Below are 26,580 nucleotides of genomic sequence, written 5' to 3'. Positions count from 1 at the left end.
AGTTGGCAACGAAAGTGTTCGAGACGGCGGCGGAGGCCGTCGCCGACATCCGTGACGGTGCGACGCTCGCGGTGGGCGGATTCGGACTGTGCGGTATCCCCGACATCCTGATCCGGGCCATCGCCGACGCCGGGGCCACCGACCTCGAGGTGTTCTCCAACAACTGCGGTGTCGATGGCCACGGTCTCGGAATCCTGCTGGGCAGCAAGCGCATCCGCCGGGTCACCGCGTCGTATGTCGGGGAGAACAAGGAATTCGCCCGGCAGTACCTCTCGGGTGAGCTCGAGGTCGAGCTGACCCCGCAGGGCACCCTCGCCGAGAAGCTCCGCGCCGGTGGCGCAGGCATCCCCGCCTTCTTCACCCCCGCCGGCGTCGGCACGCCCATCTCGCAGGGCGGACTGCCGTGGAAGTACCACGCCGACGGTTCGGTCGCCGTGGCGTCGCCGGCGAAGGAGATCCGCGAGTTCCGCGGCAAGCGGTACGTGCTCGAGGAGTCCATCACCGCCGACTTCTCGCTCGTGCACGCCCTCAAGGGCGACACCGAGGGCAACCTGGTGTTCAACAAGGCCGCGATGAACTTCAACCCGCTCGCCGCGATGGCCGGCCGCGTGTGCATCGCCCAGGTCGAGGAACTCGTCGAGCCGGGCGAGATCGATCCGGGCGAGGTGCACCTGCCGGGAATCTTCGTGAACCGGGTCGTGCTCACCGGTGTCCAGGACAAGCAGATCGAAAAGCGCACCGTCAGCGCCGCGAAGGGAGCGTAGAACATGACCACAGCTGTCGAGACACTCGGTTGGACGCGCACACAGATGGCCGCGCGCGCCGCGCAGGAACTCGCGCCGGGGGAGTACGTCAACCTCGGTATCGGCCTGCCGACCCTGATCCCCAACTACCTGCCCGAGGGTGTGCACGTCACCTTGCACAGTGAGAACGGCATCCTCGGCACCGGGCCGTACCCCACCGAGGACTCGGTCGATCCCGACCTGATCAACGCCGGCAAGGAGACCGTGACGGTCAACCCCGGCGCTGCCTTCTTCGACTCGGCGCTGAGCTTCGGCATGATCCGCGGCGGCCACATCGACACCGCCGTGCTCGGCGGCATGGAGGTCTCGGCCACCGGCGATCTGGCCAACTGGATGGTGCCCGGAAAGATGGTCAAGGGCATGGGCGGGGCGATGGACCTCGTCCACGGCGCCCGCACGGTCATCGTGCTCATGGAGCACACGGACAAGCAGGGCAACCCGAAAATCGTCTCGGAGTGCTCGCTGCCGCTCACCGGTGAGGGCGTGGTCCAGCGCATCATCACCAACCTCGCGGTGATCGACGTGGCCGCCGACGGCCTCGTCCTGACCGAGTGCGCCCCCGGCGTCACCGAGGAGCAGGTGCGCGCCGCGACCGGAGCACCGCTCATTCTTCCCTGACGACCGGCCGGTTCCGCCTGCGGAACCACCGGAAGATCCACCCCCTGCGCACGGCCCCGGCCTCGGACTCCGTTTCGAGCCGGGGTCGCGTCGAGTTCAGAGCCGCGCGGGCCTCCTCACGACGACGCGCCCGCTCGACGGTCCACACCTCCACCATCTCCTCGGCGTCGACCTTGTGGATCGGCACGGGCAGTCCGCTCGGGAACCGCAGGCAGTCGGCGATCCGCCGGTTGAGATCGGAGACGATCTCGCGCACCACCTTCTCGCTGGGAGCCGACCCGACCGTGCCGGGCAGCCGCTCGATCTCGCGCCGCAACTGCAATTCGGGCGGCAGCAGAGCCTCCGTTGAAAGACCTTCGCGCGCCAGATAACTCTTCACCCACCACAGCTCGTCGTCGCCGTGGTCGGGGATGGGTTTGCCGTAACCGGGCAGATCGTCGAAATCGCCCCGGTCCTGCGCCACGCGGATCTGCCGTTCGATCCACGTCTCGAACGTCAGATCCCACCGCTTGCGCTCGGTCACACATCCAGGATGCCAGGGGCGGGCACCGGGTCCGGGCGGCTGTGGGTCCCGACCGCCACACGGTGCTGGTGTCCTAACCTGAGCCACGTGGAAGGACAGCGCGAGTCGCCGGTGCATGCCCGCCCGCCGGGCGACGGGGTGGACACCAACACGGTGCTCGGCAAGGTCGTCACCGTGCTGTGGGCGTTCACCGCCGACGACCACGTCCTCACCCTCGCCGAACTGGGCCGACGCACCGGTCTGCCGAAGGGGACGCTGCACCGCGTCGTCGGCGACCTCGTCACCGTCCGGTTGCTCGACAAGGACCCGGCCGGTTACTGCCTGAGCGGGCAGCTCTTCGAACTGGGCCTGCGCGCCTCCCTCGAGCGGGGCCTGGTCGAGGTCGCCATCCCGTTCATGGAGGACCTCTACGAGCGCACCCACGAGACCGTGCACCTCGGCGTCCCCGAGGGTGTCGAGGTCGTCTATGTCTCGAAGATCGGCGGACATCGCCCCGCGTCCACGCCGTCCCGGATCGGTGGGCGAATGCCCATGTACTGCACCGGGATCGGCAAGGCTCTTCTCGCGTTCTCCCCACCGGAGCTGCTGGCCGAGGTGGTCGAGGCCGGATTGGCGCGCAAGACTCCCCGCACCATCACGACCCCCGGGCGGCTCGGGGCGAATCTCGCGACCGTGCTCGAGCGCGGGGTGGCCTTCGAGTTCGAGGAGTCCGCGGTCGGCCTGGCCTGTGTCGCCGCCCCGATCCTCGACGCGGACGAGCGTCCCATCGCGGCGGTGAGCGTCACCGGTCCCGTCACCCGGTTCCGTCCGGAGAAGCACGAGGGAGCGGTGAAGGCCGCCGCCGCGGGTATCGCCGCCACCCACGCCCGCCGCGAGGCCATTCGCAACCTCTGAGCGCGCACGTTCCACTCACCGGAACGACCCCCTGTACGGGGGCGGACCTCGCCGCCACGATGGTCGTAATCCATCGAACGACGAGGACGTGATGACTACCAGCTCCAACACCACATCAGCGGCGGATCGCACCCGCATCGCCGGTGCGGCGGCCGACCGTCTCATCGAGGCCACGCGCAGCTCCACACCGTGCGGTCCGGTCCGCGACCTGCTCGGGGAGACCGACATCGACCTGGCGTATGCGGTGCAGCAGCAGCTCACCGACCGCCGGCTCGCCGAAGGTGCCCGCATCGTCGGACGCAAGATCGGTCTGACCTCGCCGGCGGTGCAGCAGCAGCTCGGTGTCGACCGCCCCGACTTCGGTGTCCTCTTCGAGGACATGGACGTCACCGCTCTCGACGAGGTGCCCAGTGAGCGCCTGCTGCAGCCGAAGGCCGAGGCCGAGATCGCCTTCGTCCTCTCCGCCGACCTCGACTCGGACGATCTCGATCTCGCGACCGTCCGCGCCGCCGTCGGCCACGCGGTTGCCGCTCTCGAGATCGTCGACAGCCGCGTCGCCGGCTGGGACATCAAGATCACGGATACGGTCGCGGACAACGCATCCAGCGGCCTGTACGTGCTCGGTTCGCAGACGCTCACCCTCGACGAGTTCGAGCCGATCGACGCCACCATGCGGATGTACGTCGACGACGAGCTCGTCTCCGAGGGCAACGGCGCAGCCTGCCTCGGCGATCCGCTGAACGCCCTGCTCTGGCTCGCGCGCACGGCACGCGAGTTCGGGCAGCCCCTGCGCGCAGGGCAGGTCGTGCTGTCGGGGGCACTCGGCCCGATGGTTCCGGCGCCGCCCGGCGTCACGGTCCGCGCCGAGATCTCCTCGCTCGGCACCGTCACCGCGCGTTTCTCTTCCGAAAGCTCCACCGCACAGGAGAACTCATGACCACCAAGGTTGCCATCATCGGGTCGGGCAACATCGGCACCGACCTGCTCATCAAGATCAAGCGACTGGCCGACGCCGAACTCGAAACCGTCGCCCTCGTCGGCATCGACCCCGAATCCGACGGCCTCGCACGGGCGAAGCGCCTCGGCATCGACGCCATCTCGACCGGTGTCGAAGGACTCGTCGAGCACCCGCGCTTCGACGAGATCGAGATCGTCTTCGACGCAACCTCGGCGAAGGCCCACGAGTACAACGAGAAGGTCCTGCGCCCGCACGGGAAGATGCTCATCGACCTGACGCCGGCCGCGATCGGCCCGTACACGGTGCCGCCGGTGAACCTCACCGAGCACCTCGACGCCCCGAACGTCAATATGGTCACCTGCGGTGGTCAGGCCACCATCCCGATCGTCGCGGCCATCTCGCAGGTCACCAAGGTGCACTGGGCCGAGATCGTCGCCTCGATCTCCTCGAAGTCGGCCGGCCCCGGTACCCGCGCCAACATCGACGAGTTCACCGAGACCACCTCGCAGGCCATCGAGAAGATCGGTGGCGCCACGCGCGGCAAGGCGATCATCATCCTCAATCCGGCCGAACCGCCGATGATCATGCGCGACACCGTGCTTGCTCTCGTCGGTGAGGACCGCAAGGACGAGATCGTCGCGTCCGTCGAGGCGATGGTCGCGAAGGTCCAGGAATACGTGCCCGGTTACACCCTCAAGCAGGAGGTGCAGTTCACCGAGGTCACCGAGCCCATGGAGACGCTCACCGACCACACCGGCCCTCTGTGGAAGGTCGCGGTGTTCCTCGAGGTCAAGGGCGCAGCGCACTACCTGCCCGAGTACGCGGGCAATCTCGACATCATGACCTCCGCGGCGCTGCAGGTCGCACGCGCCGTGGCGGCACGCACGAAGGATCAGGTGACGGCATGACCGCGGCAACGACGACGACTCGCGAATTCGCAAGCGACGGAACGGCTCTGTACATCCAGGACGTGACCCTGCGCGACGGCATGCACGCCATCCGCCACCGCATCACGCCACAGGACGTCGCGAAGATCGCCGGTGCGCTCGACCGTGCTGGTGTGGATGCCATCGAGGTCTCCCACGGCGACGGTCTCGCCGGTCACTCGCTGACCTACGGTCCCGGCAGCAACACCGACTGGGAGTGGCTCGAAGCCGCTGCCGGAGCGATCAATTCGGCCACGCTCACCACGCTGCTCCTGCCCGGTATCGGAACCGTCCACGAGCTGAAGCGTGCCTACGAGATCGGCGTGCGGTCGGTGCGCATCGCGACGCACTGCACCGAGGCCGACGTCTCCGCGCAGCACATCGCCGCGGCGAAGGAACTGGGCATGGACGTGTCCGGCTTCCTGATGATGTCGCACATGGCCCCGTCCGAGGAGCTCGCCCGCCAGGCGAAGCTCATGGAGTCCTACGGCGCCGACTGTGTCTACGTCACCGACTCCGGCGGACGCCTCACGATGGACGGTGTTCGCGAGCGTGTGCGTGCCTACCGTGAGGTCCTGAACGAGACCACGCAGATCGGCATCCACGCGCACCAGAACCTGTCGCTGTCGGTCGCCAACTCCGTGTGTGCCGTCGAGGAAGGCGTCATCCGCGTCGACGCGTCGCTGGCCGGACACGGTGCCGGTGCCGGCAACTGCCCGATCGAGCCCTTCGTCGCCGTCGCCGACCTGCTCGGCTGGAAGCACTCGTGCGATCTGTTCGGGCTGCAGGACGCCGCCGACGATCTCGTGCGCCCGCTGCAGGACCGTCCGGTGCAGGTCGACCGCGAGACCCTCACCCTCGGCTACGCCGGCGTGTACTCGAGCTTCCTGCGTCACGCCGAGACCGCCGCGAGCATCTACGGTCTCGACACCCGCGACATCCTCGTCGAGATCGGCCGTCGCGGCCTCGTCGGTGGGCAGGAGGACATGATCACCGACGTCGCACTCGACCTGCGCAACCGCGCGGGGAACTGACCAGCGCCCGCGTGCATGTCTAGTCGGTCAGATCCCGGTAGTCCGGGTGCTTCTCGATGAACTTGTCGACGTACGAGCAGATCGCGACGATGCGCTTGCCGCGTTCGCGGACGTCGTCGAGGGCGAAACCGACGAGCTTGCCTCCGAGTCCCTGACCGGAGTAACCCTTGTCGATCTCGGTGTGGTCGAAGACGAGGCGGCCGTCGTCGTCGGGGTGGTACTGGGTGTATCCGACGACGGCGTCGTCGTCCCGGACTTCGTACCTCTGTTTCTCGGCGTTGTGCACCACGGTCACGGACGAATCGCTCATGGTCTTCCTCTCACCGTCGACAAGCTGGTGTGTCCCACAGCCAAGCTGGTGTGTCCACAGCATAGAGAACGGGCCGCGGCGCAATGCCGCGGCCCGTTCTGCTGTGCCGGGTTATTCCGGCGGAGAGATGTGCTGGGCGAGGTACAGCGGTTCGCCGAGCTGCTCGATCAGATCGAGCTGGGTTTCGAGATAGTCGATGTGTTCTTCCTCGTCGGCGAGGATCTCCTCGAAGATGTTGGCCGAGGTGATGTCGCTGACCGAGCGCATGTACTCGGCTCCCTTCCGGAGCCGGTCGCGGGCCTCGATCTCCACCTGCAGGTCGGCCTCGAGCATCTCCTTGACGGTCTGACCCAGACGCAACGCCCCGAGGCGCTGGTAGTTGGGGAGTCCGTCGAGATAGAGGATCCGATCGGTGAGTCTCTCGGCGTGACGCATCTCGTCGAACGACTCGTCGCGAGTGTGCTTCGCGAGTTTCGCCCATCCGCGGTTGTCCTGCATCTTCGAATGCAGGAAGTACTGATTGATCGCGGTGAGCTCAGCGGTGAGTTGTTCGTTGAGCAACTCGATGACCTTCTTGTCGCCCTTCATGGCACCTCCCGGGGTGAACCATCAGGTTTACCGCCGGGTAGGGGCTGGCTACACGGCGGTCTCGAGTTCGATGGTCTCATTCCGCCGGCGGGCCTGCCGGATGATCGCGGAGATGTTCCGGACGCAGCTGCCACAATCGGTGCCGGCGCGGCACTTGGCGCTCACCTCGCGGGTACAGCGTGCTCCCGCAGCCACCTCTGCCTCGATGTGGTGGTGGGTAAGAGCGTGGCAACTGCAGACGATCATCAGAGCCACCTTTCTGCGACTGAGGGAACACTCACTTAGGTTGTCCAAACCTTACATCGGCTTAGGCTAGCCTAGCTTGTGATCGTAGTCACAAGAAGAGGGGGGCGGATCCGTGTTATGCCCAGGTCCGTCCCAGGGTGTGACACTGCAGCTACTGCTGTTGCAGGTGTTGCGAGACCACCTGGTTGATCCGGTGCAGACCGGGCGAGGTGAGGCCTGGGATCTGGTTCTCGATCGTGCGCACCAGCGACGAATCGTCGAGGACCTTCTCGCTCGACTGGATCAGGACGGTTCCGGCACCGGTGAAATCGAACTGCCGTTCCTCACCGGACTGCACACCGAAACGCCGCGCCCCGGCCGAGACGAATCCGGTGATCCACGATTCGTCGTAGTGATGGCTGGGGGACGGACAGTCGGCCCACCCGACGAGCGCCTCCGGGTCGACCCGCAGCGGCGGCTCGGCGAACATCACCGGCCCGTTCGACGACGCGAGGAAACGGCCCGTACCGATGAGGGTGAGGAAACCCGGGACGATCGACTGGTTGAGCGACAGGCCCGGTTCGAAGGCCAGCAGATTGGCCTGCCGGATCGTGAGGTTGCCGTCGTCGAGGTCGTACGAGTTGATGTCGTATCCGCGGTCGCCGATGATCAGCTTCCCGAAGCCTTCGGCCACGACGTAGTCGCCAAGATAGAGCGGAGCGGAGAATTGCTGGGCCACCATGTGCAGCAGGTGTCCTTGCAGCCCGTGGGTGAGTGCCGAGAACTGCACCTGACCGTAGTACGCGATCATCGCGCCCTTCGACAGGAACCAGGGCGTCTGCAGGTCGATGCAGTAGGCGTAGGGGTTGCCCGGCACGTTGTCGCTGCCGCCGAAGCTCGACGGGTTCAGAACGGTACTCACAGCTTCTCCTCCGATGCCTGCACGTAGACGATGCCCTGTCCGCTGCATTCGAGTTGCATGGCCTCCCCACCGGTGCGACCGACGTTCCGCCAGCTCATCGACGACTTCAGTTCGGTGCGGACCGGGCCGTAGGACGCCACGAACGCCTGCGGGTCGACGACCACGGGCGTCGGACCACCCACCTGAAGCTCGAACACGCCGCCGTGGGCGAGCAGCACCGCCGCGCCCTGGCCGATCAGCTGGGTGGTGAACATGCCGGTGCCGGTCATCGCTCCGGTGGCGGCGCCGCGCAGCGCCCCGAGCAGACCCCCGCCGCCACCGCCCCCACCGGAGGCGGCGGCCACCGAGACGACCGTGGACTGCAGACCGGTGGTGTGGGCGAGCAGGCGCGACGCTTCCGCCCGCAGCTCACCGCCCGCGGACATGTCGACGATGTGCGTCTCGAGACCGCGGAAGCCGTAGTGCACGACACCGTCGCCCTGCGCGAGCATCGTGGCCTCATGCTCACCCTGCAGCATGCGTCCCGCCATACCGGCGAGACCACCGAGACCCGGAGCGCCCCCGACGCCACCGGGAACACCGTGGGGGGAGAACCGGACGTTGCCGGTGTAGAACAGCATCGCGCCGCGGCGGGCCACGACGGGACCGGACTGCCGCAGGTCGACGCGCACGACCTTGCCGTTGATCTTCGTGAAGCTCATCTGTTCCTACCGTTCCGCCGGCTGGATGGAGACCACGCCCACGCCGACCCACTCGAGGGAGAACGCCTCGCCGCTGCCCTGACCGATGGCCGAGCGCCACGACACGTCGGTGACGAACGACTGCGTGAGCTGCCCCTTCGCGCACACGAAGGCGTCGGGATCGACGACGAGGGGATGCTGCGGCGACACCTCGAGATGGATGAGCGGGCCCCCGGCGGAGAGCAGCGCGACCTGCCCGGTCCCCGTCACCGTCGTGGTGAACAGACCCTGGCCGCTCATGCCGCCGCGCAGACCCGCGAACGTCACGTTCGTGTTCAGATTCCCGCTCAGCGCCAGCAACTGCTCGGACTCGACCTGCAGCGTCTCGTTGTTCAGCTCCAGCACCGTGACGTCCTGCGCCTGGTGCGCGAAGTAGACGACGCCCGTGCCGCTGCACTCCATGAGCGAGAGCCCCTCACCCGTCGCGCGCTGCCGCAGCCCGGAGAGAACACCCTCGCCACCACCGAAACCGGCGGACTTGAAACCGACCTGGCCCTCGTACGCCACCATCGACCCCGACAGGGCCCGGACGGACGAATTGTTCAGGTGGGCTTCGATCACCCTCTTGGTCTTCACGACTAGCCGCATGGCGGGAAACGATAGTCGGAAACGACTTCGGTGGAGTGAACCCCCGGTAGCGGGGCCCACTCCACCGAAGAACTACAGAAGACCTACAGTCCCAGATCCTTGGCGATGATCGTCTTCATGACCTCGTTGGTGCCGCCGTATATGCGGGTCACGCGGGTGTCGGCGTAGAGGCGGGCGATGGGGTACTCGGTGATGTAGCCGTAGCCGCCGTGCAGCTGCAGGCACTTGTCGATGATGCGGCCGGCGGCCTCCGTCGCGAACAGCTTCGCGCGGGCGGCGTCGGGCACCGTCAGTTCGTCGCGGTCGTTGAGCTCGATCGCGTTGTCGACCATGATCTGCATGGCCTGCAGTTCGGTCGAGCACTCGGCGAGCACGAACTTGGTGTTCTGGAAGGACGCGACCGGCTTGCCGAAGACCTTGCGGTCCTTGGTGTATGCGATGGCGTGCTGGATCGCCGCGGCCGCGGTGGCGGCAGCACCGAACGCGATGGTGAGACGCTCCTGCGCGAGGTTCTGCGTCAGGTACGAGAACGCCTCGCCCTCCTTGCCGAGCAGATCGGCGACCGGCACCTTCACGTCGTCGAACGACAGCTCGGCGGTGTCCGAGGTCTTGAGACCGATCTTGTGGAGCTTGCGTCCGACCGCGAAGCCCTCACTCTTGGTGTCCACCACCAGGATCGACAGGCCACCGCGACGGTCCTCGGGGTTGTACGGCGAGGTGCGGCCCACGACGAGAATGCGGTCGGCGAGAGCACCGCCGGTGATGAACGTCTTCGCGCCGTTGAGGACGTAGTGGCTGCCGTCCTCCGAGAGCTTCGCGGTGGTCGCGATGTTGGCGAGGTCGGAACCGGTGCCCGGCTCGGTCATCGCGATGGCGAACATCAGCTCACCCGAGGCGAACCCGGGGAGCCAGCGCTGCTTCTGCTCCTCGGTGGCGTTCTGCATGATGTACGGCAGGATCAGGTTCGAGTGCACCGACGACGAACCGAACGACACACCGGCCGCCGACGCCTCCTCGGCGAGGATCACGTTGAACTTCAGCGACGTCTCGCCGCCTCCGCCGTACTCCTCGGGAACCTGGATGCCGAGGAGCCCGAGTTCGCCCATGCGGCTGTAGAACTCGCGCGGAGGATGGCCGGTCTCTTCCCACTCGGGGTAGACGGGCACGACCTCCTTCGCGATGAAGTCGCGGACGGTCTGCCGGAACGCCTCGTGATCCTCGTTGTACAGCGTGCGCTTCACGCGTTGTCCTTCCAGGGATGGATGTGATTGTGGGGGAGCACCTTACAGCGCGTAGCTGTGCAGCACACCCTTGCTGATGATCGTCTTCTGGATCTCACTGGTGCCCTCGCCGATGAGCAGGAAGGGAGCCTCGCGCATGAGGCGCTCGATCTCGTACTCCTTCGAGTAGCCGTAGCCGCCGTGGATGCGAAAGCCGGCCTGGGTGACCTCGGAGCAGTATTCGCTGGTGAGGTACTTGGCCATGCCAGCGGCGACGTCGTTGCGCTCACCCGAGTCCTTCAGACGCGCGGCGTTGACCATCATCAGGTGGGCGGCCTCGACCTTGGTGGCCATCTCCGCGAGGGAGAACGAGATCGCCTGGTGCTGGGCGATGGGCTTGCCGAAGGTGGTGCGCTGCTGGGCGTAGCGGGCGGCGAGCTCGAAGGCGCGGATCGCGACACCGCACGCGCGGGCCGAGACGTTGACACGGCCGACCTCGACACCGTCCATCATCTGCAAGAAGCCCTTGCCGGGCTCCCCACCGAGGATCGAATCGGCCGAGGCCTTGTAGTTGTCGAAGACGAGCTCGGTGGTGTCGATGCCCTTGTACCCCATCTTGTCGATCTTGCCGGGGATGGTGACGCCCGGGACGACCTCACCGAAGCCGGCAGGCTTCTCGACCAGGAAGGTGGTCAGGTTCTTGTGGGGCTTGTCGGAGCCTTCCTCGGTCTTGACCAGCGCGGCGACGAGAGTGGAGCTACCACCGTTGGTCAGCCACATCTTCTGGCCGTTGATGACGTAGTTGCCGTCGGCGTCGCGCTTGGCCTTGGTGCGGATGGCGGCGACGTCGGAGCCGAGTTCGGGCTCGGACATCGAGAACGCGCCGCGGACCTCACCGGTGGCCATGCGGGGCAGGTAGTACTGCTTCTGCCCTTCGGTGCCGTGCTGGCGGATCATGTACGCGACGATGAAGTGCGTGTTGATGACGCCGGAGACGCTCATCCAGCCGCGGGCGAGTTCCTCGACGCACAGCGCGTAGGTCAGCAGCGACTCGCCGAGCCCGCCGTACTCCTCGGGGATCATCAGCCCGAACAGGCCCATCTCGCGCATCTGGTCGACGATGGCCTGCGGGTAGGTGTCCGAGTGCTCGAGTTCCTGAGCGTTCGGGATGATCTCGCGATCGACGAAGGCGCGGACCGTGTCGAGGATCTCGGACTGGAATTCCGTCAGACCGAGGGTCTGGGCGAGGCGGGTCATGCGTGCTCTTTCTGGGAGATGCGGATGGTGCCGGATGCTGCGAGGGCGTCGATCTCGTCGTCGGTCAGCCCGAGATGTTCGGTGAGCACCTCGGCGGTGTCGTCGCCGTTGGCCGGCGCGGGGCGGACCTCGGGATACCGGCCGTCGAAGGACATCGGGGTGCTCGGGGCGTGGTAGCTGCCGATGCGCGGCTGGTCGAGCTTGTGGAACATCGGGTTGTCGGTCACGCGCGGGCCGGCGGCGAGTTCGGCGAACGTGCGGTAGCGCTCGTGCAGGACCGAGGTGCCGCCCAGCGCCGTCTCGACCTCGTCGGCGGTGTGGCGCGAGAACCAGGCGCCGAACAGGCTGTTGAGCACGTGGCGGTGCTCGAACCGGGTGCCCTCGTCGCGGAAGTCGACGCCCAGGGCGGATTCGAGTGCGGCCACGGCCTCGGCGGTGCCGGTGAGCTCGGTGAGATCGCGGAAGTGGCGCGGCGTGAGCGCGACGAGCATGAAGCGTGCACCGTCGCTGGTGGCGAAGTCGGCGCCGTAGGTGCCGTAGACGGAGTTGCCGACCTTCTCCCGGACGGGGCGGCCGAGCTGGGCCTCGGCGATGTAGCCGAGATTGCCGACGGTCGCGAACGCGACGTCCTCGAGCGGGAGAACGACTCTCGTTCCGGCGCCGGTGATCTCGCGACGGTAGACGGCCGAGGCAACCGACAGGGCCGCGTACAGGCCGCACGAGACGTCCCAGGCGGGCAGCACGTGGTTGACCGGAGTCGAGACGTTCTCGGCACCGGTGACCTGCGGGAAACCGGCGGCGGCGTTGACGGTGTAGTCGACGGCGCCAGTGCCGTCGGCGCGACCGAGGACCTGCACGTGGATCAGGTCGGGGCGGATCGCGGCGAGTTCGTCGTAGTCGAGCCACGAGCGACCGGCGGCGTTGGTGACCAGCACGCCGGCATCGATGATCAGGTCGCGGATCAGGTTCTGTGCCTCCGGGCTACGGAAATCCGCTGCAAGCGATCGCTTGCCCTTGTTCAGGCCGGCCCAGTAGATCGACTCGTTGCCGTCGGTGACCGGCCAGCGGCGGTAGTCGGCAGCGCCGCCGATCGGGTCGACCCGGATCACGTCGGCGCCGAGCGCGGCCAGGGTCATGCCGCACAGGGGTGCGGCCACGAAGCTGGACACCTCGACCACGCGCACTCCCGCGAGGGGTGCAGTGGACGAGGGCAGTTCGTCGGTGGAAGCGGTGGAGTTCATGCTGGGCTCGCTCGTCCTCGTCGCAGATTGTTTCGGGCACAGTCAGCATGCCCAGGTTTTGCCGCCCGGAACAGCACCGATCGGCTATCGCTCGGTTAGCGCAGACCAATACTCGATGCGGCCTGAATCCGCCGTGTGATGAGTCATAGGTTTCAGTGATCGATTCGTTCGCCTCCCGCTCTTTGCTTCAGGTGACATGGCTCACGTTCAATGCATGCAGACGCCAGGCGTGACGTTCTTCCGACAGCGACATACCGATCGTTCGTAAGTCGGCCATCCCGCTCGAGTTCTGAAGGGACTCCCAGTGACCACAGGCGAAATCGCGCACGACAAGTCGGCAGCCGCCGGCGGGCCCGGTCGGCCGACGACCGGCTCGACACCTCTCGTGACCCCCGGCCGCGCGTGGAGCATGACCGGCCTGGTCATCTTCCTCTACGTCGTCAACTACGCCGACAAGGCCGTCCTCGGCATCATCGCCCAGCCTCTGGCGCGTGAGCTCGGCATGAGCTCCTCCCAGATCGGCCTGGTCGGGTCGCTGTTCTTCGTCACATTCACCGTCGGCGGTTTCTTCGCCGGGCCGTTGAACAAGTACATGACCCTCCGCTGGGCGCTGCTGGCCCTCGGCCTGACCTGGTCGCTCGTCATGCTGCCGCTGGTCGTCAGTGCGAGTTTCGCGATGCTGGTCGTCACCCGCATGCTGCTCGGTCTCGCCGAAGGACCGAGCTCGGCGCTCATGCACACCGCCGCGTACTCGTGGCACCCGCCGGCCAAGCGTGGCCTGCCCGGCGCCTTCCTGGCCGGTTCCGCCTCGGTCGCCAAGATCGCCCTCGCTCCCGTCCTGACCTTCATCACCGTCGAATGGGGATGGCGTGCCGCGCTGATCTCGCTGTCGATCCTCGGTGCGATCTGGATGGGCTGCTGGCTCCTCGGCTGGAAGGAAGGCCCCTACACGACCCGGGCCGTCAAGGGCGCCGAGACCGCCGCTTCCGCCGCGCAGACCGAACCGTCCGTGCCGTGGCGCAAGATCTTCCTCACTCGCACCTTCATCAGCTGCGCGATCCTGATCATGGTCGTCTACGCGCTCACCACCGTCGTCCTGACCTGGCTGCCGTCCTACTTCGAGGTCGGTCTCGGCTACAGCGCTCTGCAGGCCGGCTCGATGTTCGCCCTGCCGTCCATCATCGGTCTGTTCCTCATGATCAGCTCGGGCACGGTCACCGACCGCCTCAGCGCCAAGGGTTACCGCTCGCGGGTCGTCCGCATCATCGTGCCCGCCGTCGGTGTGCTCATCTGCGGTGCCATCCTGGTCTTCCTCCCGTCCATCGGTACGCCGGCTCTGGCCGTCGCGGTCGTCTCCATCGGCTACGGCTTCGGCGCCATCGCGTTCCCGCTGATCAACGCCGCGATCTCCGAGTTGTGCCCGCCGCAGCAGACCGCCGGCACGATGGGTGTCTTCCTCGCGCTGATGGCGGTCGGCGGTCTCGTTGCCCCCTACGGCACGGGTGTCCTCGTCGACAACGCCGCCACCGCGGCGGAGGGCTATGCAACGGCCTTCCAGGTCATCGGTGCACTCGGTGCGCTCGCCGCGATCCTGGTGCTCTTCCTGGCCGACCCGGAGCGCGACCGCAAGATCATCCGGGCAGCCGCCTGACCTGTTCGGCATAGCTTCCGCCTAACGGAAGCTTCCGCCGAAAGACTTACCCCTACCGGCCGGGTGCATGGTCTCCTCGAATGTGAGGACCACCACCCGGCCGGTCGTCTTTTCCCACCACGGTTGCCCGGCAACCGTGTCCCGCAACAGCAAAGGACCGATTCGCATGCGCGATGCCGTGATCGTCGACGCCGTCCGTTCCCCCATCGGACGTCGAGGTGGTGCACTGTCCGAGATCCACCCCGTCAACCTGTCCGCCCACGTGCTGACCGCACTGGCGGAGCGGACCGGCCTCGATCCCGCCACGATCGACGACGTCCAGTGGGGTTGTGTGAGCCAGGTCGGCGACCAGGCCGGAATCGTCTCGCGCAGCGCCGTGTTCGCGGCCGGATGGCCGGTCACCGTACCCGCCACCACCATCAACCGGGCGTGCGGATCGAGCCAGCAGGCCGTGTCCTTCGCCGCCGCGACCGTCATCTCCGGCCAGAACGACGTCGTGATCGCCGGTGGTGTCGAGTCCATGAGCCGTGTGCCGATGGGCAGCGCCAGCAAGGACGGTCAGCACTTCCCGCAGAACGTGCTCGACCGCTTCGAGGTCGGCGGCTTCAGCCAGGGCATCGGCGCCGAGATGATCGCCGAGAAGTGGGGTTTCTCCCGCACGCAGCTCGACGAATTCTCGCTGCGCTCGCACGAACTGTCCGCAGCCGCCACCGACGCGGGCGCCTTCACCGGCCAGATCGCCGTGGTCGGCGAGTTCGCCACCGACGAGGGCATCCGCCGCGGCGGCACCGTCGAGTCGCTTGCCAAGCTCGAGACCGTCTTCAAGGAGGACGGCGTGATCCACGCCGGCAACTCCTCGCAGATCTCCGACGGTGCCGGCGCCCTGCTCATCACCACCAGCGAATACGCCGCGGCGCAGGGCTGGACCCCGCTCGCACGCATCCACACCGCCGTCGTCGCCGCCGACGACCCGGTCGTCATGCTCACCGGCCCCATCCCCGCCACCGAGAAGGCCATCGAGCGTTCCGGTCTGTCCATCGACGACATCGGCGCCTTCGAGATCAACGAGGCCTTCGCACCGGTGCCGCTGGCATGGCAGGTCGAGACCGGCGCGAAGCCCGACCGCCTCAACCCGCTCGGCGGCGCGATCGGTGTCGGCCACCCCCTCGGCGGCTCCGGCGCGATTCTCATGACCCGCCTCGTGCACCACATGCGCGACAACGGCATCCGCTACGGCCTGCAGTCGATGTGCGAGGCCGGCGGCATGGCCAACGCCACCATCCTCGAACTGCTCTGATCTCACGTCACCCAGCTGCTACGAATCCGAAGGAAACACTATGGAACTCAAGGGTCTGTCCGTTGCCGTCACCGGCGGAGCGTCCGGTCTCGGTCTCGCCACGGCACGTCGCGTCCTGGCCGCCGGCGGCAACGTCACCCTCATCGACCTCCCCGGCTCGAACGGTGAGGAGATCGCCAAGGAGCTCGGCGACGGCGCCGTCTTCGCCCCCGGCGACGTGACCGATTCGGAGCAGTTCGCTGCGGCTCTCGACGTCGCGCACGAGCGCGGCGGCCTGCGCGGTGTCGTGCACTGCGCCGGCGCCGGACGCAAGATGCGCATCCTCGACAAGGAGGGCAAGGCCGGTTCGCTCGAGGACTTCGAGTTCGTGATCCGCCTCAACCTCATCGGCTCGTTCAACGCGCTGCGCCTCGGCGCCGAGCGCATGGCCGAACTCGACCTCATCGAGGACGAGCGTGGCGCCGTCGTCATGACGGCCTCCGTCGCGGCCTTCGAGGGCCAGATCGGCCAGATCAACTACTCGGCGTCCAAGGCCGGCATCGTCGGCATGACGATCGTCGCCGCACGCGACCTCGCCAGCAAGGGCATCCGCGTCAACACCATCGCCCCCGGCATCATGGACACCCCGCTGCTCGCCCGCCTGCGCGAGGACGTCCGCAAGTCGCTCGAAGCGACCGTGCCCAACCCGTCGCGTCTGGGCCGGCCCGACGAGTTCGGGCAGCTGGCCACGAACATCCTCGAGAACGGCTACATCAACGGCGAGACCATTCGCCTCGACGGCGCCATCCGTATGGCACCGCGGTGAACCGGGCGTCGACCATGACCTCGGCTTCCGACCTCGCACAGCGCAGGCTGTCGTACCCGGCGACGACGATGGCGGTGTGGGCACCGAGCCTCGCCGCCGTCTACGGCGACCGTCCCGCGGTGATCGACGGCGACCGGGTGCTCACCTACAACGACCTCGACGCACGCTCGGCGCAGTTCGCCGGCGTGCTGCACGAGGCCGGGGTGCGGGCCCGCGACGTGGTGCTCCTGCACCTCGGTAACTGCGTCGAGTTCCACATCGCCTACTACGGTGCGCTCCGCGTCGGAGCGGCGGTCACGCTCGTGAATCCGCTGCAGCCCGAACCGGGTCTGCGCCGGCAGATCGAGGAGACTTCCGCAGCCGCGGCGGTCACCGGTTCCGCACAGGCCGACACCCTGTTCCGGGCTGCGTCCGGAACGAGTATCCGGTTGATCGCGGTCGTCTCCGACGAAGCGGTCACCGCGCCGGGTGCCGTGCGCTTCGGCGATGCGCTCGAAGGACGTCCGCAGACCTTCGAACCGGTCGTCACCAGTCCGGACGATATCGCGCACATCGCGTACACCGGTGGCACGACCGGCATTTCGAAGGGCGTGCGCGTCCTGCACCGCAACGTCGTCGGCAACGTCACGCAGATGTGTGCGTGGCGCGCCGGGCACCAGCTGGTCGCCGATGTCGACGGGCGCATCTCGCTCGAACCGATCGGCGACCTGAAAATCGCCGGTGCGGTCCCGGGTCAGGGTTCGACGATCGTGGTGTCGCCGCTGTTCCACGCGCACGCGCTGATCAACACGTCGTTCCTTCTCGCGTGCGGCCTGACCCAGGTCCTCGCGGGTCGCTTCGATCCGGCCCGGATGCTCGAGCTGATCGAACGGTACGAGGCCGGCTACATCACCGGCAGCCCGGCGATGTGGCACGCCCTCGCTACGCATCCCGACGTCGAGACCCGCGACCTGTCCACCGTGCGGGTCGTGTCGTCCGGTGCCGCTCCGATCGACCACGTGACCCTCGGGAACCTCGAGCGTGCGTTCCCCAACGCACGTATCGCGGAGGGTTACGGGCTCACCGAGGGCACCTGCGTCGTCACGGCGATGCCGCTCGTCGTCGACTCGGAGTACCGCCTCGGAAGCGTCGGCCTCCCGGTCTTCGACACCGAACTCGAGATCCGCTCGCAGATCGATCCGACCGTCGTCCTCCCCGACGGAGAGCTCGGCGAACTGTGGATCCGCGGACCGCAGGTCACCGACGGATATCTCGGACACCCCGAGATCACCGCGGAACAGTACGTCGACGGCTGGCTCGCCACCGGCGACATCGCCTACCGCGATGCCGACGGATTCGTGTACATCGCCGACCGGGCGAAGGACATGTTGATCTACAAGGGCTACAACGTGTATCCGCGTGAGCTCGAAGAGATCCTGGTGACCCACCCGAAGGTGTCCACTGCGGCGGTCGTCGGGCGGGAGGCAGGCGCGATCGGTCAGGAGCCGGTAGCCTTCGTCGTCCCCGTCGACGGCGAGGAGCCCGCCGCGGAGGAGCTGAAGGCGTACGTCGCCGAACAGGTCCTGCCGTACAAGAAGATCCGTGAAGTGGTGGTGGTCGACGCATTGCCGACCTCCGCCGCGGGCAAGATCCTCAAGACCGATCTGCGATCGCGACTGACGGTCTCCTGACCCCGCACACGAGAAACCCCCGGCATCCGATGCCGGGGTTTTCTTCGTATGCGGTGGAAGGTGATTCGCAAGAATCGGTTCGGGCGCGGTTCCGGACGTACCTGTTCCGGAACCGCGCCCCGAAGGTCAGGAGTTCTTCTGTTGCTCCTGCTTGACGAGTCCGCCGCCGATGATCAGACGCTGGATCTCGCTGGTGCCCTCGTACAGGCGCAGCAGACGCACGTCGCGGTAGATCCGCTCGACCGGCACCTCGCGCATATAGCCGGTGCCACCGTGGATCTGGACGGCGAGATCGGCGACCTTGCCGACCATCTCGGTGCAGAACAGCTTCGCGACCGACGGTGCGATGCGGCGGTCGGTCTCCTCGACCCACGCCTTCGCGGCGTCGCGGACGAGGGCGCGGCCGGCCATCACACCGGTCTGCTGGTCGGCGATCATCGCCTGCACGAGCTGGAAGTTTCCGATGGGGTTGCCGCCCTGCGTGGCGGTCGCGGCGTAGGCGACAGACTCGTCGAGTGCGCGCTGGGCCTGGCCGACCGACAGTGCGGCGATGTGCACGCGACCGCGGGCGAGCGAGACCATGGCGGCCTTGTAGCCGACGTCCTCGCTGCCGCCGACGAGCGCGGAGTTCGGCACACGCACGTCGTCGAAGTGCACGTCGGCGGTCCAGGCGCCCTCCTGGCCCATCTTGGCGTCCTTGTTGCCCACCGTCAGGCCGGGGGTGTCGGCGGGGACGAGGAAGACCGCGATTCCGGTGCCGTTCCCGTCTGCCGGACGGGTGCGGGCGAACACGACGAACAGGTTCGCCAGCGGCGCGTTGGTGATGAAGCGCTTCTCGCCGGTGATCACCCAGTCGTCACCGGCGCGCACGGCCTTGGTACGCAGACCCGACGGGTTCGAGCCGGCGCCCGGCTCGGTGAGGGCGAAGGATGCGACGACCTCGCCGGAGGCGATGCCCTCGAGCCACTGCTGCTTCTGCTCGTCGGTGCCGAAGTTGACGAGCACCTGGCCGGCGATGCCGTTGTTGGTGCCGAACATCGAGCGCAGCGACAGGGTCGTGTAACCCAGCTCCATCGCGAGTTCCGCGTCCTGCTGCAGATTCAGGCCGAGGCCGCCCCACTCCTGCGGGATGGCGTATCCGAACAGGCCCATGTCCTTCGCGGCCTGGCGGATGTCCTCGGGAATCGCATTGGTCTCGGCGATCTCCTGCTCGCGCGGCACGACCACGTTGCGCACGAACGCGCGGGTCTGCGCGAGGATCTCGCGGAAGTCGTCCTCGTCGACCTCGGGGGCCGGGATGGAGAGTGTCATGTCTACAACCTTCGTGCGGCCGCGGGGAGGTGTCCAATACGAATGGCGCCATTCCCATATAGGCATTGTCGATGGATGAGAGCCGTTCTACCGGCCGGTTCGCCGTTATATTCGGAGCATCGACTTGTCTGGGGGCCGTCCCGAGTCCCGCCGAAAGGAATCGTAGATGTCTCTGTTGGAGAACCGCACTGCCGTGATCACCGGTGGCGCTCAGGGAATCGGCTTCGCCATCGCACAGGAGTTCGTCGACGCCGGCGCCCGCGTCGTGATCGGCGACCTCGATCTCGATGCCGCCACCGCCGCCGCCGAGAAGCTCGGAGGGCGCGACGTGGCCCGGGCCGTGCGCGCCAACGTCGTCGAGTCCGCCGACTGGGACACCCTCCTCGCCGAGGCCGTCGACGGTTTCGGTTCGCTCGACGTGGTGGTCAACAACGCCGGTATCACCCGCGACGCGACGATGCGCACGATGACCGAAGAGGACTTCGACCTCGTCATCTCGGTGCACCTCAAGGGCACCTGGCACGGCACCCGCAAGGCCGCCGCGATCATGCGTGAGGCCAAGCGCGGCGCGATCGTCAACATCTCCTCGCTGTCCGGCAAGGTCGGCATGGTCGGCCAGACCAACTACTCCGCCGCCAAGGCGGGCATCGTCGGCCTCACCAAGGCCGCCGCCAAGGAGATGGCGCACCACGGCGTCCGCGTCAACGCGATCCAACCCGGCCTGATCCGTTCGGCGATGACCGAGGCCATGCCGCAGAAGGCATGGGACCGGAAGATGGTCGAGATCCCCATGGGCCGCCCCGGCGAGGTCGACGAGATCGCCTCCGTCGCACTGTTCCTCGCGTCCGACATGTCCTCCTACATGACCGGCACCGTCCTCGAGGTCACCGGCGGCCGCTTCATGTGACGGTCCATCCGTCACCTCCCTCTCTTCCCGAAAGGTCATCATGCGTGAAGTTGTCATCTGCGAGCCGGTCCGTACCCCGATCGGCCGCTACGGCGGAATGTTCAAGTCCCTCACCGCAGTCGATCTCGGTGTCGCGGCCCTGAAGGGTCTACTCGAGCGCACCGGTGTTGCGCCCGAACAGGTTCAGGACGTCATCCTCGGCCACTGCAACGGCAACAGTGAGGCCCCGGCCATCGGCCGCGTCGTCGCTCTCGACGCCGGTCTGCCGATCACGGTGCCCGGCATGCACATCGACCGTCGCTGCGGTTCGGGCCTGCAGGCCGTCATCCAGGCCGCCTTCCAGGTCGGTAACGGCGACCACGATCTCGTTGTCGCCGGTGGCACCGAGTCGATGAGCAACGCGGCGTTCTACTCCACCGATATCCGCTGGGGCGGCGCCCGCACCGGTGTGCAGATGCACGACGGGCTGGTCCGAGCCCGCTCGACCGCCGGTGGCCGTTTCTACCCGGTGCCCGGCGGCATGATCGAGACCGCGGAGAACCTGCGTCGCGAGTACTCGATCTCCCGCGACGAGCAGGACGAGTTGGCCCTGAACTCGCACCTGCGTGCAGTCCACGCCCAGAAGAACGGGATCCTCGCCGAGGAGATCATCCCAGTCACGGTGAGCAGCCGTAAGGGCGACGAGGTCATCGACACCGACGAGCACCCGCGTCCCGACATCAGCCTGGAGACCCTCGCCAAGCTGAAGCCGATCATGGGCAAGCAGGACCCCGAGGCCACCGTCACCGCCGGCAACGCCAGCGGCCAGAACGACGCCGCGTCCATGGCCATCGTCACCACCCCGGAGAAGGCCGCCGAGCTGGGCCTGACCCCGCTGGTGCGGTTCGTCTCGTGGGGCGTCGCCGGTGTCCAACCGAAGGTCATGGGCATCGGCCCCGTGCCGGCCACCGAGGTCGCCCTCGCCAAGGCGGGCATCACCCTCGCCGACGTCGACATCATCGAGCTCAACGAGGCGTTCGCCGCGCAGGCCCTCGCGGTGACCCGCGAATGGAAGTTCGGCAAGGCCGACTTCGAGCGCACCAACGTTCACGGCTCCGGCATCTCGCTCGGCCACCCGGTCGGCGCGACCGGCGGACGCATGCTCGCCACCCTCGCCCGCGAGCTGCACCGTCGCGAGGCCCGCTACGGCCTCGAGACCATGTGCATCGGCGGCGGCCAGGGCTTGGCAGCGATCTTCGAGCGCGTCGCGTAAGCAGACAGCTCCCGGTTCGGGGAGGTTGTGTTCGGTTTTTCTCGAAAAGCCCGGACACAACCTCCCCGAACTTCTTTCGTCGCAGGTGACCGGGCTGGGGATGACGCCGGGTTGTCCACAACCGGGCCTCGACGCGGCGTCAGGAGGCGCGTCGCGCCCGGCATGCTCGGCGCGTGATCGACTTCGACGAACCGTTCTCGGGACGCGCGGCACTCGCTGCCGGCGTCGTCACGCGGCATCGGCTCGCACGCGACTTCGTCCACCTCCACCGCGACGTCTACATCCGACGAGGGATCCCGGCCACCCCGCTGCTGCGTGCGAAGGCGGCATGGTTGTGGTCGCAGGGCCGCGGCGTCCTCGCGGGAGTGTCCGCCGCTGCCGTGCACGGCACTCGATGGCTCGACCCGGATGCGGCGGCCGAACTCGTCCGCTCCGATCACGTCCGGTCGGCGCCGGGCATCTCGGTCCGACGCGCCCCGAAGCTCGACACCTGCGTGGTCGACGGGATGTTCGCGACCACACCGGCGCAGACGGCCTTCGATCTCGCCCGACGAATGCCGTTCGATCGGGCCGTCGAAACGATCGACGCGCTCTGCAACGCGACCGGCCTGAAGGTGCCTGAGATCGAGGAACTCGCGACGAGGAGCAAAGGCGCACACGGTATCGGTGCCGTGCCGCGGGTGCTCGCCCTCGTCGACGGTGGGGCTGCGTCACCGCCCGAGACCCACACGCGTCTGCTCCTCGTCCGTGCCGGTCTCCCACCGCCGGAGACCCAGATCGAGATCTTCGACGGCGACGTGTTCGTGGCGCGAGCCGACATGGGATGGAAGCAGTGGCGGGTGCTCGTGGAGTACGACGGCGTGCAGCACTGGACCGACCCCACTCAGCGCACCCGCGACATCGATCGGTACGCGGTGCTGCCCGAACTGGGGTGGACGGTCATCCGGGTCGGCGCCGACCTCCTCTACCGGCGGCCCGAAGTCTTCGTCGAACGGGTGCGGCGTGCTCTGGGAGCGGCCGGTGCGCCCGTTTGAGCCGAACTTTCGACGGGCAACGCTATTCGGTGCGGAGGAGGTAGAAGCGGAAGAAGCCGAAGTCCTCGATGGGGAGCACGTCGACCTCGGTGAAACCGGCATCGAGGGCATAGCGGCGCAGGGTCGCGGGACGCATGACGGTGCCCGTCGCGGCGCTCGGGGTGTGGCTCATACCGTCAGGGAGGCAGATGGTGAGGCTGTAGCCGTACATGAGCCGTTCGACGTCGTCGCCGGGCGCGGTGAAGGTGTCGGCGACCGCTTCGTCCATGACGATCATGAACCCGCCGGGTGCGAGCGACCGCCGTACGGCAGCCAACACTTCGACCGGTCGGGGCATGTCGTGGACGCACTCGAATGCGAAGGCCGCCTGGAAGTTTTCATCGGGCAGTTCGGACGCGTCGCACTGCGTGAACGTGACCCGTTGCGCCACATCGGCATTCTCCGCGAGGTTCGACCGGGCCATCTCCACCGACGGGGCGTCGATGTCGAAGCCGTGAACCTTCGCATCCGGATAGGTGCGCGCGATCGTGATCGTCGACCATCCCCCGCCGCAGCCGATGTCGGCGATCTGCGCGCCCGGCTGCCCGAGCACCCGGTCGACCTCCGGTACCGACCGCAGAGCATCGGGCAGCGCCTTCTCGAACAGCGGCCTGTTCGCGTCGGCCTGCGACTCGCACACGTCGCGGCCGAACTGGCTCCAACTCACGCCGCCACCGTTGCGGTACGCCTCGAGCAGACCGGGAAGCTGCATCGTCGCGCCGACGATCATCCGGGCGAGCGGCGCCATGTACGCCAGGCTGTGCGGATCGGTGAGTACCTCGCGACCGACCGCAGACAGCGTGAAGCGTGGGGGATCGCCGTCGTCGACGTCGAGCAGACCGGTCAGAGCCTGCTGCTCGAGCCACTCGCGGGTGTACCGCGGGTGGGTTCCGGTGCGTTCGGCCAGTTCGTCGGCCGTCGCAGGTCCGTCGTCGGCGAGGCTTCGGTACCAGCCGAGACGGTCGCCGACCAGGATCGTGAGGGTGTCCATGGTGCCGAGGACGGAATCGAGGACGCGCTGCGCGTACGCGTCGACGGAATCGAGGTGGACGGAGGAAGTCGTCGAGGTGGACATACGGATCATCTCCCGAGGAGAAGTGGATGTCGTCCCCACCATCGTCGCCCCCGGATCCCCGGATGTCACCGTTCCGTCGGGAGTTGCTCCTCCGCGCCGGACTCCTCGGACGACCGCACGAAGTCGACGAAGGCGCGACCGGCCTTCGACAGCGAGGCCGGGTCGAACACCAGTCCGTACGACTGCGCGAAGGTCGGCTCGCACGGACGGACCACCGCGACGTCCTGCGCCGACTCGGCGAGCGACCGTTCGACGAACGACCCACCCAGACCGGCGAGCACCATCGGCAGGCGGGCCTCGCGATGATCGGTGAGCACGGAGATGGGACGGCGCACCTCGGCCTGCCGCATTGCGTAGTCGATCGCGTCGCTCACGGAGCCACCACCGCGCGGCACGAACACCATCGGGATGTCGGGGAGCTCGGCCAAGGACAGCGGCCCGGGTGGCAGGTCGGTGCCGGGGGGATAGGCGAGCCAGTACTCGGTCTGTCCGAGCTCGATGATCTCGAGACCCACCTCGTCCTCGACGGGCAGATGGGTGACGACGAACTCGCAGTAGCCGTCGTGGATGACCGACGCGGTGAACTCCTCCGCACGCAGATCACCGAGGCGCGCGGTGACTTTGGGATGGAGACGGCGGAACTCGGAGACCAGGTCGACGATCGGGCCGGTTGCGAGAGCGGGGAAGACCATCAGATCCAGTCGGCCCGTCACCTCGGTCGTCGACACGGTGAGCAGCTCCTCGACCGCGTTCACATCGCGGAGGATCTGCCGGCTCGGGCCGATCAGTGCCTTGCCCGCCGCGGTGAGCACCATGCCGCGCCCGATGCGGTGGAACAACTGCACCCCCAGCTCGCGCTCGAGGCTGCGCAGTGCCTGGGAGACGGTGGGCTGGGCGACGCCGAGCTCGGCGGCCGCGCCGTTGATGCCGTCGTTCTCCACGACGGCGAGGAAGTACTCGACCTGACGGAACTCCATGTCGTCACGCTTCCCAGGGGGTGCCGGTGGTGGTCGCCACGAATGCGGCGGCAGCGGGGGACAGATCGCCGGGTCGCATCACCAATCCGACGGGACGCCGGAACGGTGGGTCCAGGGGCCGGACGACCGCACCGGGGATCTGCTTCTCGGCGACGCGACGCGGCACGATCGTCCCGGCGGTGCCACGCTCGACGAACTGCCACAGGGCTGCCTGGTTGGCGCAGTCGACGACGACGTTCTGATCGCCGAGCAGTTCACCGGTGCGTGCGGCGCTCGCGCGGGAGCCGAGGTCGAGGACCAGCGGGAAGTCGCGGACCTGGGCCCGGGTGACGGGGTCGGGCACGTCGGCGGCGAGGTCGGGGTGCACGGCGAGCACCATCTCCTGCTCGAGGACCGGAACGGTGATCATGCCGGCGTGATCGACGGACAGGTCGGTGATGCCGATCTCCGCCTCGCCGCGGCGCAGCGCCGCGTGGACTCCGGGAGGGCCTTCGGCGTCGTTCACCCGCACGGTCAGGTTGGGGTAGCGCCGACGGAAGCGCTGGACGAACTCGATGACGGGGTGGATCGAGAACGTCGCGAAGGTGACGATCTCGACACGACCGGCCTGGAGATCGCGCACCGCCGCGACCTTCTGTTTCGCCCGCTCGACGTCGGCCAGGATGCGGCGTGCGGCGCCCTCGAGGACACGACCGTCCTCGGTGAGGGTGAGCCGTCGGCCGGTGCGGTCGAACAGGGTCGTGTCGAGGCGGCGTTCGAGGGTGCGGATGGCCTGCGACAACGACGGCTGCGAAATGTAAAGTGCCTGAGCAGCTTTCGTGATCCCGCCGTGGTCGACGACCGCCACGAAATAGGTCACGAGGTGCAAGTCCACCCGATTATCGTAGGTGACGCTCAGAACCGTCCCGGACGCAACCGTCAGGAAGGGGTGTCTACCGGGCGCGGTACCCGCCATCCGCCGGTGAACGACGGCTCGCGTTTATCGACGAATGCACGCATCGCATCGGGGGCGTCGGTGGCGTGGTTGATCGCCTGCGAGCGGGCCTCGTTCTCGAGTGCTTCGCGGAGCGTGAGCGACGAACCCTGCTCGAGCATCCGCGCCGACATGCTCACCGCGACCGGCGGGGCGGCGGCCAGCCGCGCGGCCAGTTCGGCGGCGCGACCGGCGAGGGCGTCGGGCTCGACGAGCTCGGTCACCAGGCCCAGGTCGTATGCTTCCTCGGCGCACACGATGTCGGCGAGCATGACCAGACGCTTCGCCTGGTGCAGTCCCACGAGGCGCGGCAGGATCCACGACCCGCCGAAGTCGATCGACAGTCCGCGCCGCGCGAAGATCTGACCGAACTTCGCGGTGCGGGAGGCGACGACCACGTCGCACAGCAACGCCATGTTCCATCCCGCGCCCACCGCATACCCCTCGACCTGCGCGATCAACGGCTTCGAGAACTCCGCGACGGCGAGCGCCGTCTCGTTGATCTCCCGCATACGGTCGAGGGGATGGGTGGAGTCGCGCCGCTCCATGTCGGCACCGGTGCAGAAGTCACCACCGGCGCCGGTGAGGATCACGGCGCGGACGGAATCGTCGTGCTGGAGCGCACCGAACGTCTCACGCAACGACCGCCACGCCTCGACCGTCATCGCGTTCTTGCGCTCCGGTCGACTCAGCGTGATCGTGGCGACCGAGCCGTCCTGCGCGACCAGAACATCCGACATTC

Annotated in this window: 28 protein-coding genes; 13 read left to right on the top strand and 15 right to left on the bottom strand. The window is 67.6% G+C overall.

Annotated elements, in window-relative coordinates; genetic code table 11:
* Nucleotides 1-2 precede the first annotated feature (2 nt).
* Together K3M35_RS08490 and K3M35_RS08485 are read left to right on the top strand one after the other, a co-directional pair.
* Nucleotides 3-764 (top strand): CoA transferase subunit A, encoded by a 762-nt coding sequence (locus K3M35_RS08490; RefSeq protein WP_220666288.1) that lies wholly within the window; start codon nucleotides 3-5, stop codon nucleotides 762-764.
* A 3-nt stretch (nucleotides 765-767) separates the two neighbouring features.
* Entirely contained in the window at nucleotides 768-1,421 is a 654-nt protein-coding gene (locus K3M35_RS08485; protein WP_220666287.1) for a CoA transferase subunit B, read from the top strand.
* On the opposite strand, the gene K3M35_RS08480 is transcribed toward K3M35_RS08485, so the two are convergent.
* Nucleotides 1,408-1,944 carry a DUF1992 domain-containing protein gene (locus K3M35_RS08480; protein ID WP_220666286.1) on the bottom strand — a complete coding sequence of 179 codons (537 nt, stop codon included), beginning with the start codon at nucleotides 1,942-1,944 and terminating at the stop codon, nucleotides 1,408-1,410. The genes K3M35_RS08485 and K3M35_RS08480 overlap by 14 nt on opposite strands.
* Before the next feature lie 138 nt (nucleotides 1,945-2,082).
* Here K3M35_RS08480 and K3M35_RS08475 point away from each other — a divergent pair, with 138 nt between their 5' ends.
* From K3M35_RS08475 to dmpG, 4 genes are all read left to right on the top strand, one after another.
* On the top strand, nucleotides 2,083-2,838 hold the full coding sequence (locus K3M35_RS08475; RefSeq protein WP_220666374.1) for an IclR family transcriptional regulator: 756 nt from the start codon (nucleotides 2,083-2,085) through the stop codon (nucleotides 2,836-2,838).
* Between the two features lie 91 nt (nucleotides 2,839-2,929).
* Nucleotides 2,930-3,775 (top strand): 2-keto-4-pentenoate hydratase, encoded by an 846-nt coding sequence (locus tag K3M35_RS08470; RefSeq protein WP_033097531.1) that lies wholly within the window; start codon nucleotides 2,930-2,932, stop codon nucleotides 3,773-3,775.
* The gene (locus tag K3M35_RS08465) at nucleotides 3,772-4,704 is read left to right on the top strand and encodes an acetaldehyde dehydrogenase (acetylating) (RefSeq protein WP_220666285.1); all 933 of its coding nucleotides are present in this window, start codon (nucleotides 3,772-3,774) and stop codon (nucleotides 4,702-4,704) included. Before K3M35_RS08470 ends, K3M35_RS08465 begins: the two co-directional genes overlap by 4 nt.
* Nucleotides 4,701-5,756: a 4-hydroxy-2-oxovalerate aldolase gene (dmpG, locus tag K3M35_RS08460; RefSeq protein WP_019290598.1), complete on the top strand. Its 1,056-nt coding sequence runs from the start codon at nucleotides 4,701-4,703 to the stop codon at nucleotides 5,754-5,756. Before K3M35_RS08465 ends, dmpG begins: the two co-directional genes overlap by 4 nt.
* Nucleotides 5,757-5,775: 19 nt before the next feature.
* On the opposite strand, the gene K3M35_RS08455 is transcribed toward dmpG, so the two are convergent.
* The 9 genes from K3M35_RS08455 to K3M35_RS08415 form a co-directional block, all read right to left on the bottom strand.
* Nucleotides 5,776-6,066, bottom strand: a complete 291-nt coding sequence (locus K3M35_RS08455) for a GNAT family N-acetyltransferase (protein ID WP_024102424.1) — start codon at nucleotides 6,064-6,066, stop codon at nucleotides 5,776-5,778.
* A gap of 111 nt (nucleotides 6,067-6,177) precedes the next feature.
* The gene (gene bfr, locus K3M35_RS08450; RefSeq protein ID WP_016693088.1) at nucleotides 6,178-6,654 is read right to left on the bottom strand and encodes a bacterioferritin; all 477 of its coding nucleotides are present in this window, start codon (nucleotides 6,652-6,654) and stop codon (nucleotides 6,178-6,180) included.
* Between the two features lie 48 nt (nucleotides 6,655-6,702).
* The gene (locus tag K3M35_RS08445) at nucleotides 6,703-6,900 is read right to left on the bottom strand and encodes a bacterioferritin-associated ferredoxin (protein WP_033097528.1); all 198 of its coding nucleotides are present in this window, start codon (nucleotides 6,898-6,900) and stop codon (nucleotides 6,703-6,705) included.
* Between the two features lie 151 nt (nucleotides 6,901-7,051).
* Complete coding sequence (locus tag K3M35_RS08440; protein ID WP_016693090.1) at nucleotides 7,052-7,801, bottom strand: AIM24 family protein; 750 nt, start codon at nucleotides 7,799-7,801, stop codon at nucleotides 7,052-7,054.
* On the bottom strand, nucleotides 7,798-8,502 hold the full coding sequence (locus tag K3M35_RS08435; protein ID WP_019290601.1) for an AIM24 family protein: 705 nt from the start codon (nucleotides 8,500-8,502) through the stop codon (nucleotides 7,798-7,800). The genes K3M35_RS08440 and K3M35_RS08435 overlap by 4 nt, the downstream gene beginning before the upstream one ends.
* Before the next feature lie 6 nt (nucleotides 8,503-8,508).
* Nucleotides 8,509-9,129 carry an AIM24 family protein gene (locus tag K3M35_RS08430; protein WP_220666284.1) on the bottom strand — a complete coding sequence of 207 codons (621 nt, stop codon included), beginning with the start codon at nucleotides 9,127-9,129 and terminating at the stop codon, nucleotides 8,509-8,511.
* 83 nt (nucleotides 9,130-9,212) lie between these two features.
* A complete protein-coding gene (locus tag K3M35_RS08425; protein WP_019290603.1) occupies nucleotides 9,213-10,370 on the bottom strand; it encodes an acyl-CoA dehydrogenase family protein in 1,158 nt (385 codons plus the stop codon).
* Nucleotides 10,371-10,412: 42 nt separating this feature from the next.
* On the bottom strand, nucleotides 10,413-11,606 hold the full coding sequence (locus K3M35_RS08420; protein WP_220666283.1) for an acyl-CoA dehydrogenase family protein: 1,194 nt from the start codon (nucleotides 11,604-11,606) through the stop codon (nucleotides 10,413-10,415).
* Entirely contained in the window at nucleotides 11,603-12,847 is a 1,245-nt protein-coding gene (locus K3M35_RS08415; protein ID WP_220666282.1) for a CoA transferase, read from the bottom strand. Before K3M35_RS08415 ends, K3M35_RS08420 begins: the two co-directional genes overlap by 4 nt.
* A gap of 304 nt (nucleotides 12,848-13,151) precedes the next feature.
* On the opposite strand from K3M35_RS08415, the gene K3M35_RS08410 reads away from it, so the two are divergent.
* The 4 genes from K3M35_RS08410 to K3M35_RS08395 all read left to right on the top strand — a co-directional run bounded on the left by K3M35_RS08410 (nucleotide 13,152) and on the right by K3M35_RS08395 (nucleotide 18,270).
* The gene (locus K3M35_RS08410; protein ID WP_006550734.1) at nucleotides 13,152-14,498 is read left to right on the top strand and encodes an MFS transporter; all 1,347 of its coding nucleotides are present in this window, start codon (nucleotides 13,152-13,154) and stop codon (nucleotides 14,496-14,498) included.
* Between the two features lie 166 nt (nucleotides 14,499-14,664).
* A complete protein-coding gene (locus tag K3M35_RS08405) occupies nucleotides 14,665-15,795 on the top strand; it encodes a thiolase family protein (protein ID WP_033097525.1) in 1,131 nt (376 codons plus the stop codon).
* Between the two features lie 40 nt (nucleotides 15,796-15,835).
* Nucleotides 15,836-16,600 (top strand): SDR family NAD(P)-dependent oxidoreductase, encoded by a 765-nt coding sequence (locus K3M35_RS08400; protein ID WP_024102416.1) that lies wholly within the window; start codon nucleotides 15,836-15,838, stop codon nucleotides 16,598-16,600.
* Between the two features lie 14 nt (nucleotides 16,601-16,614).
* Nucleotides 16,615-18,270 carry an AMP-binding protein gene (locus K3M35_RS08395; RefSeq protein WP_064060055.1) on the top strand — a complete coding sequence of 552 codons (1,656 nt, stop codon included), beginning with the start codon at nucleotides 16,615-16,617 and terminating at the stop codon, nucleotides 18,268-18,270.
* A 126-nt stretch (nucleotides 18,271-18,396) separates the two neighbouring features.
* Here the strand turns inward: K3M35_RS08395 and K3M35_RS08390 are convergent, their stop codons facing one another.
* Nucleotides 18,397-19,581, bottom strand: coding sequence for an acyl-CoA dehydrogenase family protein (locus K3M35_RS08390; protein ID WP_019290607.1), 1,185 nt, complete (start codon nucleotides 19,579-19,581; stop codon nucleotides 18,397-18,399).
* A 166-nt stretch (nucleotides 19,582-19,747) separates the two neighbouring features.
* On the opposite strand from K3M35_RS08390, the gene fabG reads away from it, so the two are divergent.
* From fabG to K3M35_RS08375, 3 genes are all read left to right on the top strand, one after another.
* Nucleotides 19,748-20,488: a 3-oxoacyl-ACP reductase FabG gene (gene fabG / locus K3M35_RS08385; protein ID WP_220666281.1), complete on the top strand. Its 741-nt coding sequence runs from the start codon at nucleotides 19,748-19,750 to the stop codon at nucleotides 20,486-20,488.
* 40 nt (nucleotides 20,489-20,528) lie between these two features.
* Complete coding sequence (locus K3M35_RS08380) at nucleotides 20,529-21,740, top strand: acetyl-CoA C-acetyltransferase (RefSeq protein WP_006550728.1); 1,212 nt, start codon at nucleotides 20,529-20,531, stop codon at nucleotides 21,738-21,740.
* 173 nt (nucleotides 21,741-21,913) lie between these two features.
* Nucleotides 21,914-22,774: an endonuclease domain-containing protein gene (locus K3M35_RS08375; RefSeq protein WP_094979720.1), complete on the top strand. Its 861-nt coding sequence runs from the start codon at nucleotides 21,914-21,916 to the stop codon at nucleotides 22,772-22,774.
* A 22-nt stretch (nucleotides 22,775-22,796) separates the two neighbouring features.
* Here the strand turns inward: K3M35_RS08375 and K3M35_RS08370 are convergent, their stop codons facing one another.
* The 4 genes from K3M35_RS08370 to K3M35_RS08355 are packed head-to-tail and all read right to left on the bottom strand — an operon-like array spanning nucleotide 22,797 to nucleotide 26,578.
* Nucleotides 22,797-23,897, bottom strand: coding sequence for a class I SAM-dependent methyltransferase (locus tag K3M35_RS08370; protein ID WP_220666280.1), 1,101 nt, complete (start codon nucleotides 23,895-23,897; stop codon nucleotides 22,797-22,799).
* 56 nt (nucleotides 23,898-23,953) lie between these two features.
* Entirely contained in the window at nucleotides 23,954-24,865 is a 912-nt protein-coding gene (locus K3M35_RS08365; RefSeq protein ID WP_064060036.1) for a LysR family transcriptional regulator, read from the bottom strand.
* 4 nt (nucleotides 24,866-24,869) lie between these two features.
* Nucleotides 24,870-25,739 (bottom strand): LysR family transcriptional regulator, encoded by an 870-nt coding sequence (locus tag K3M35_RS08360; protein ID WP_006550724.1) that lies wholly within the window; start codon nucleotides 25,737-25,739, stop codon nucleotides 24,870-24,872.
* A gap of 44 nt (nucleotides 25,740-25,783) precedes the next feature.
* Nucleotides 25,784-26,578 carry an enoyl-CoA hydratase/isomerase family protein gene (locus tag K3M35_RS08355; protein ID WP_019290613.1) on the bottom strand — a complete coding sequence of 265 codons (795 nt, stop codon included), beginning with the start codon at nucleotides 26,576-26,578 and terminating at the stop codon, nucleotides 25,784-25,786.
* Nucleotides 26,579-26,580: the final 2 nt, after the last annotated feature.

The sequence above is a fragment of the Rhodococcus sp. DMU2021 genome, from assembly GCF_019641445.1.
Lineage (GTDB): Bacteria > Actinomycetota > Actinomycetes > Mycobacteriales > Mycobacteriaceae > Rhodococcus > Rhodococcus pyridinivorans.
Note: the sequence above shows the minus strand (reverse complement) of the source record. Positions and strands in the feature narration are given on the sequence as shown.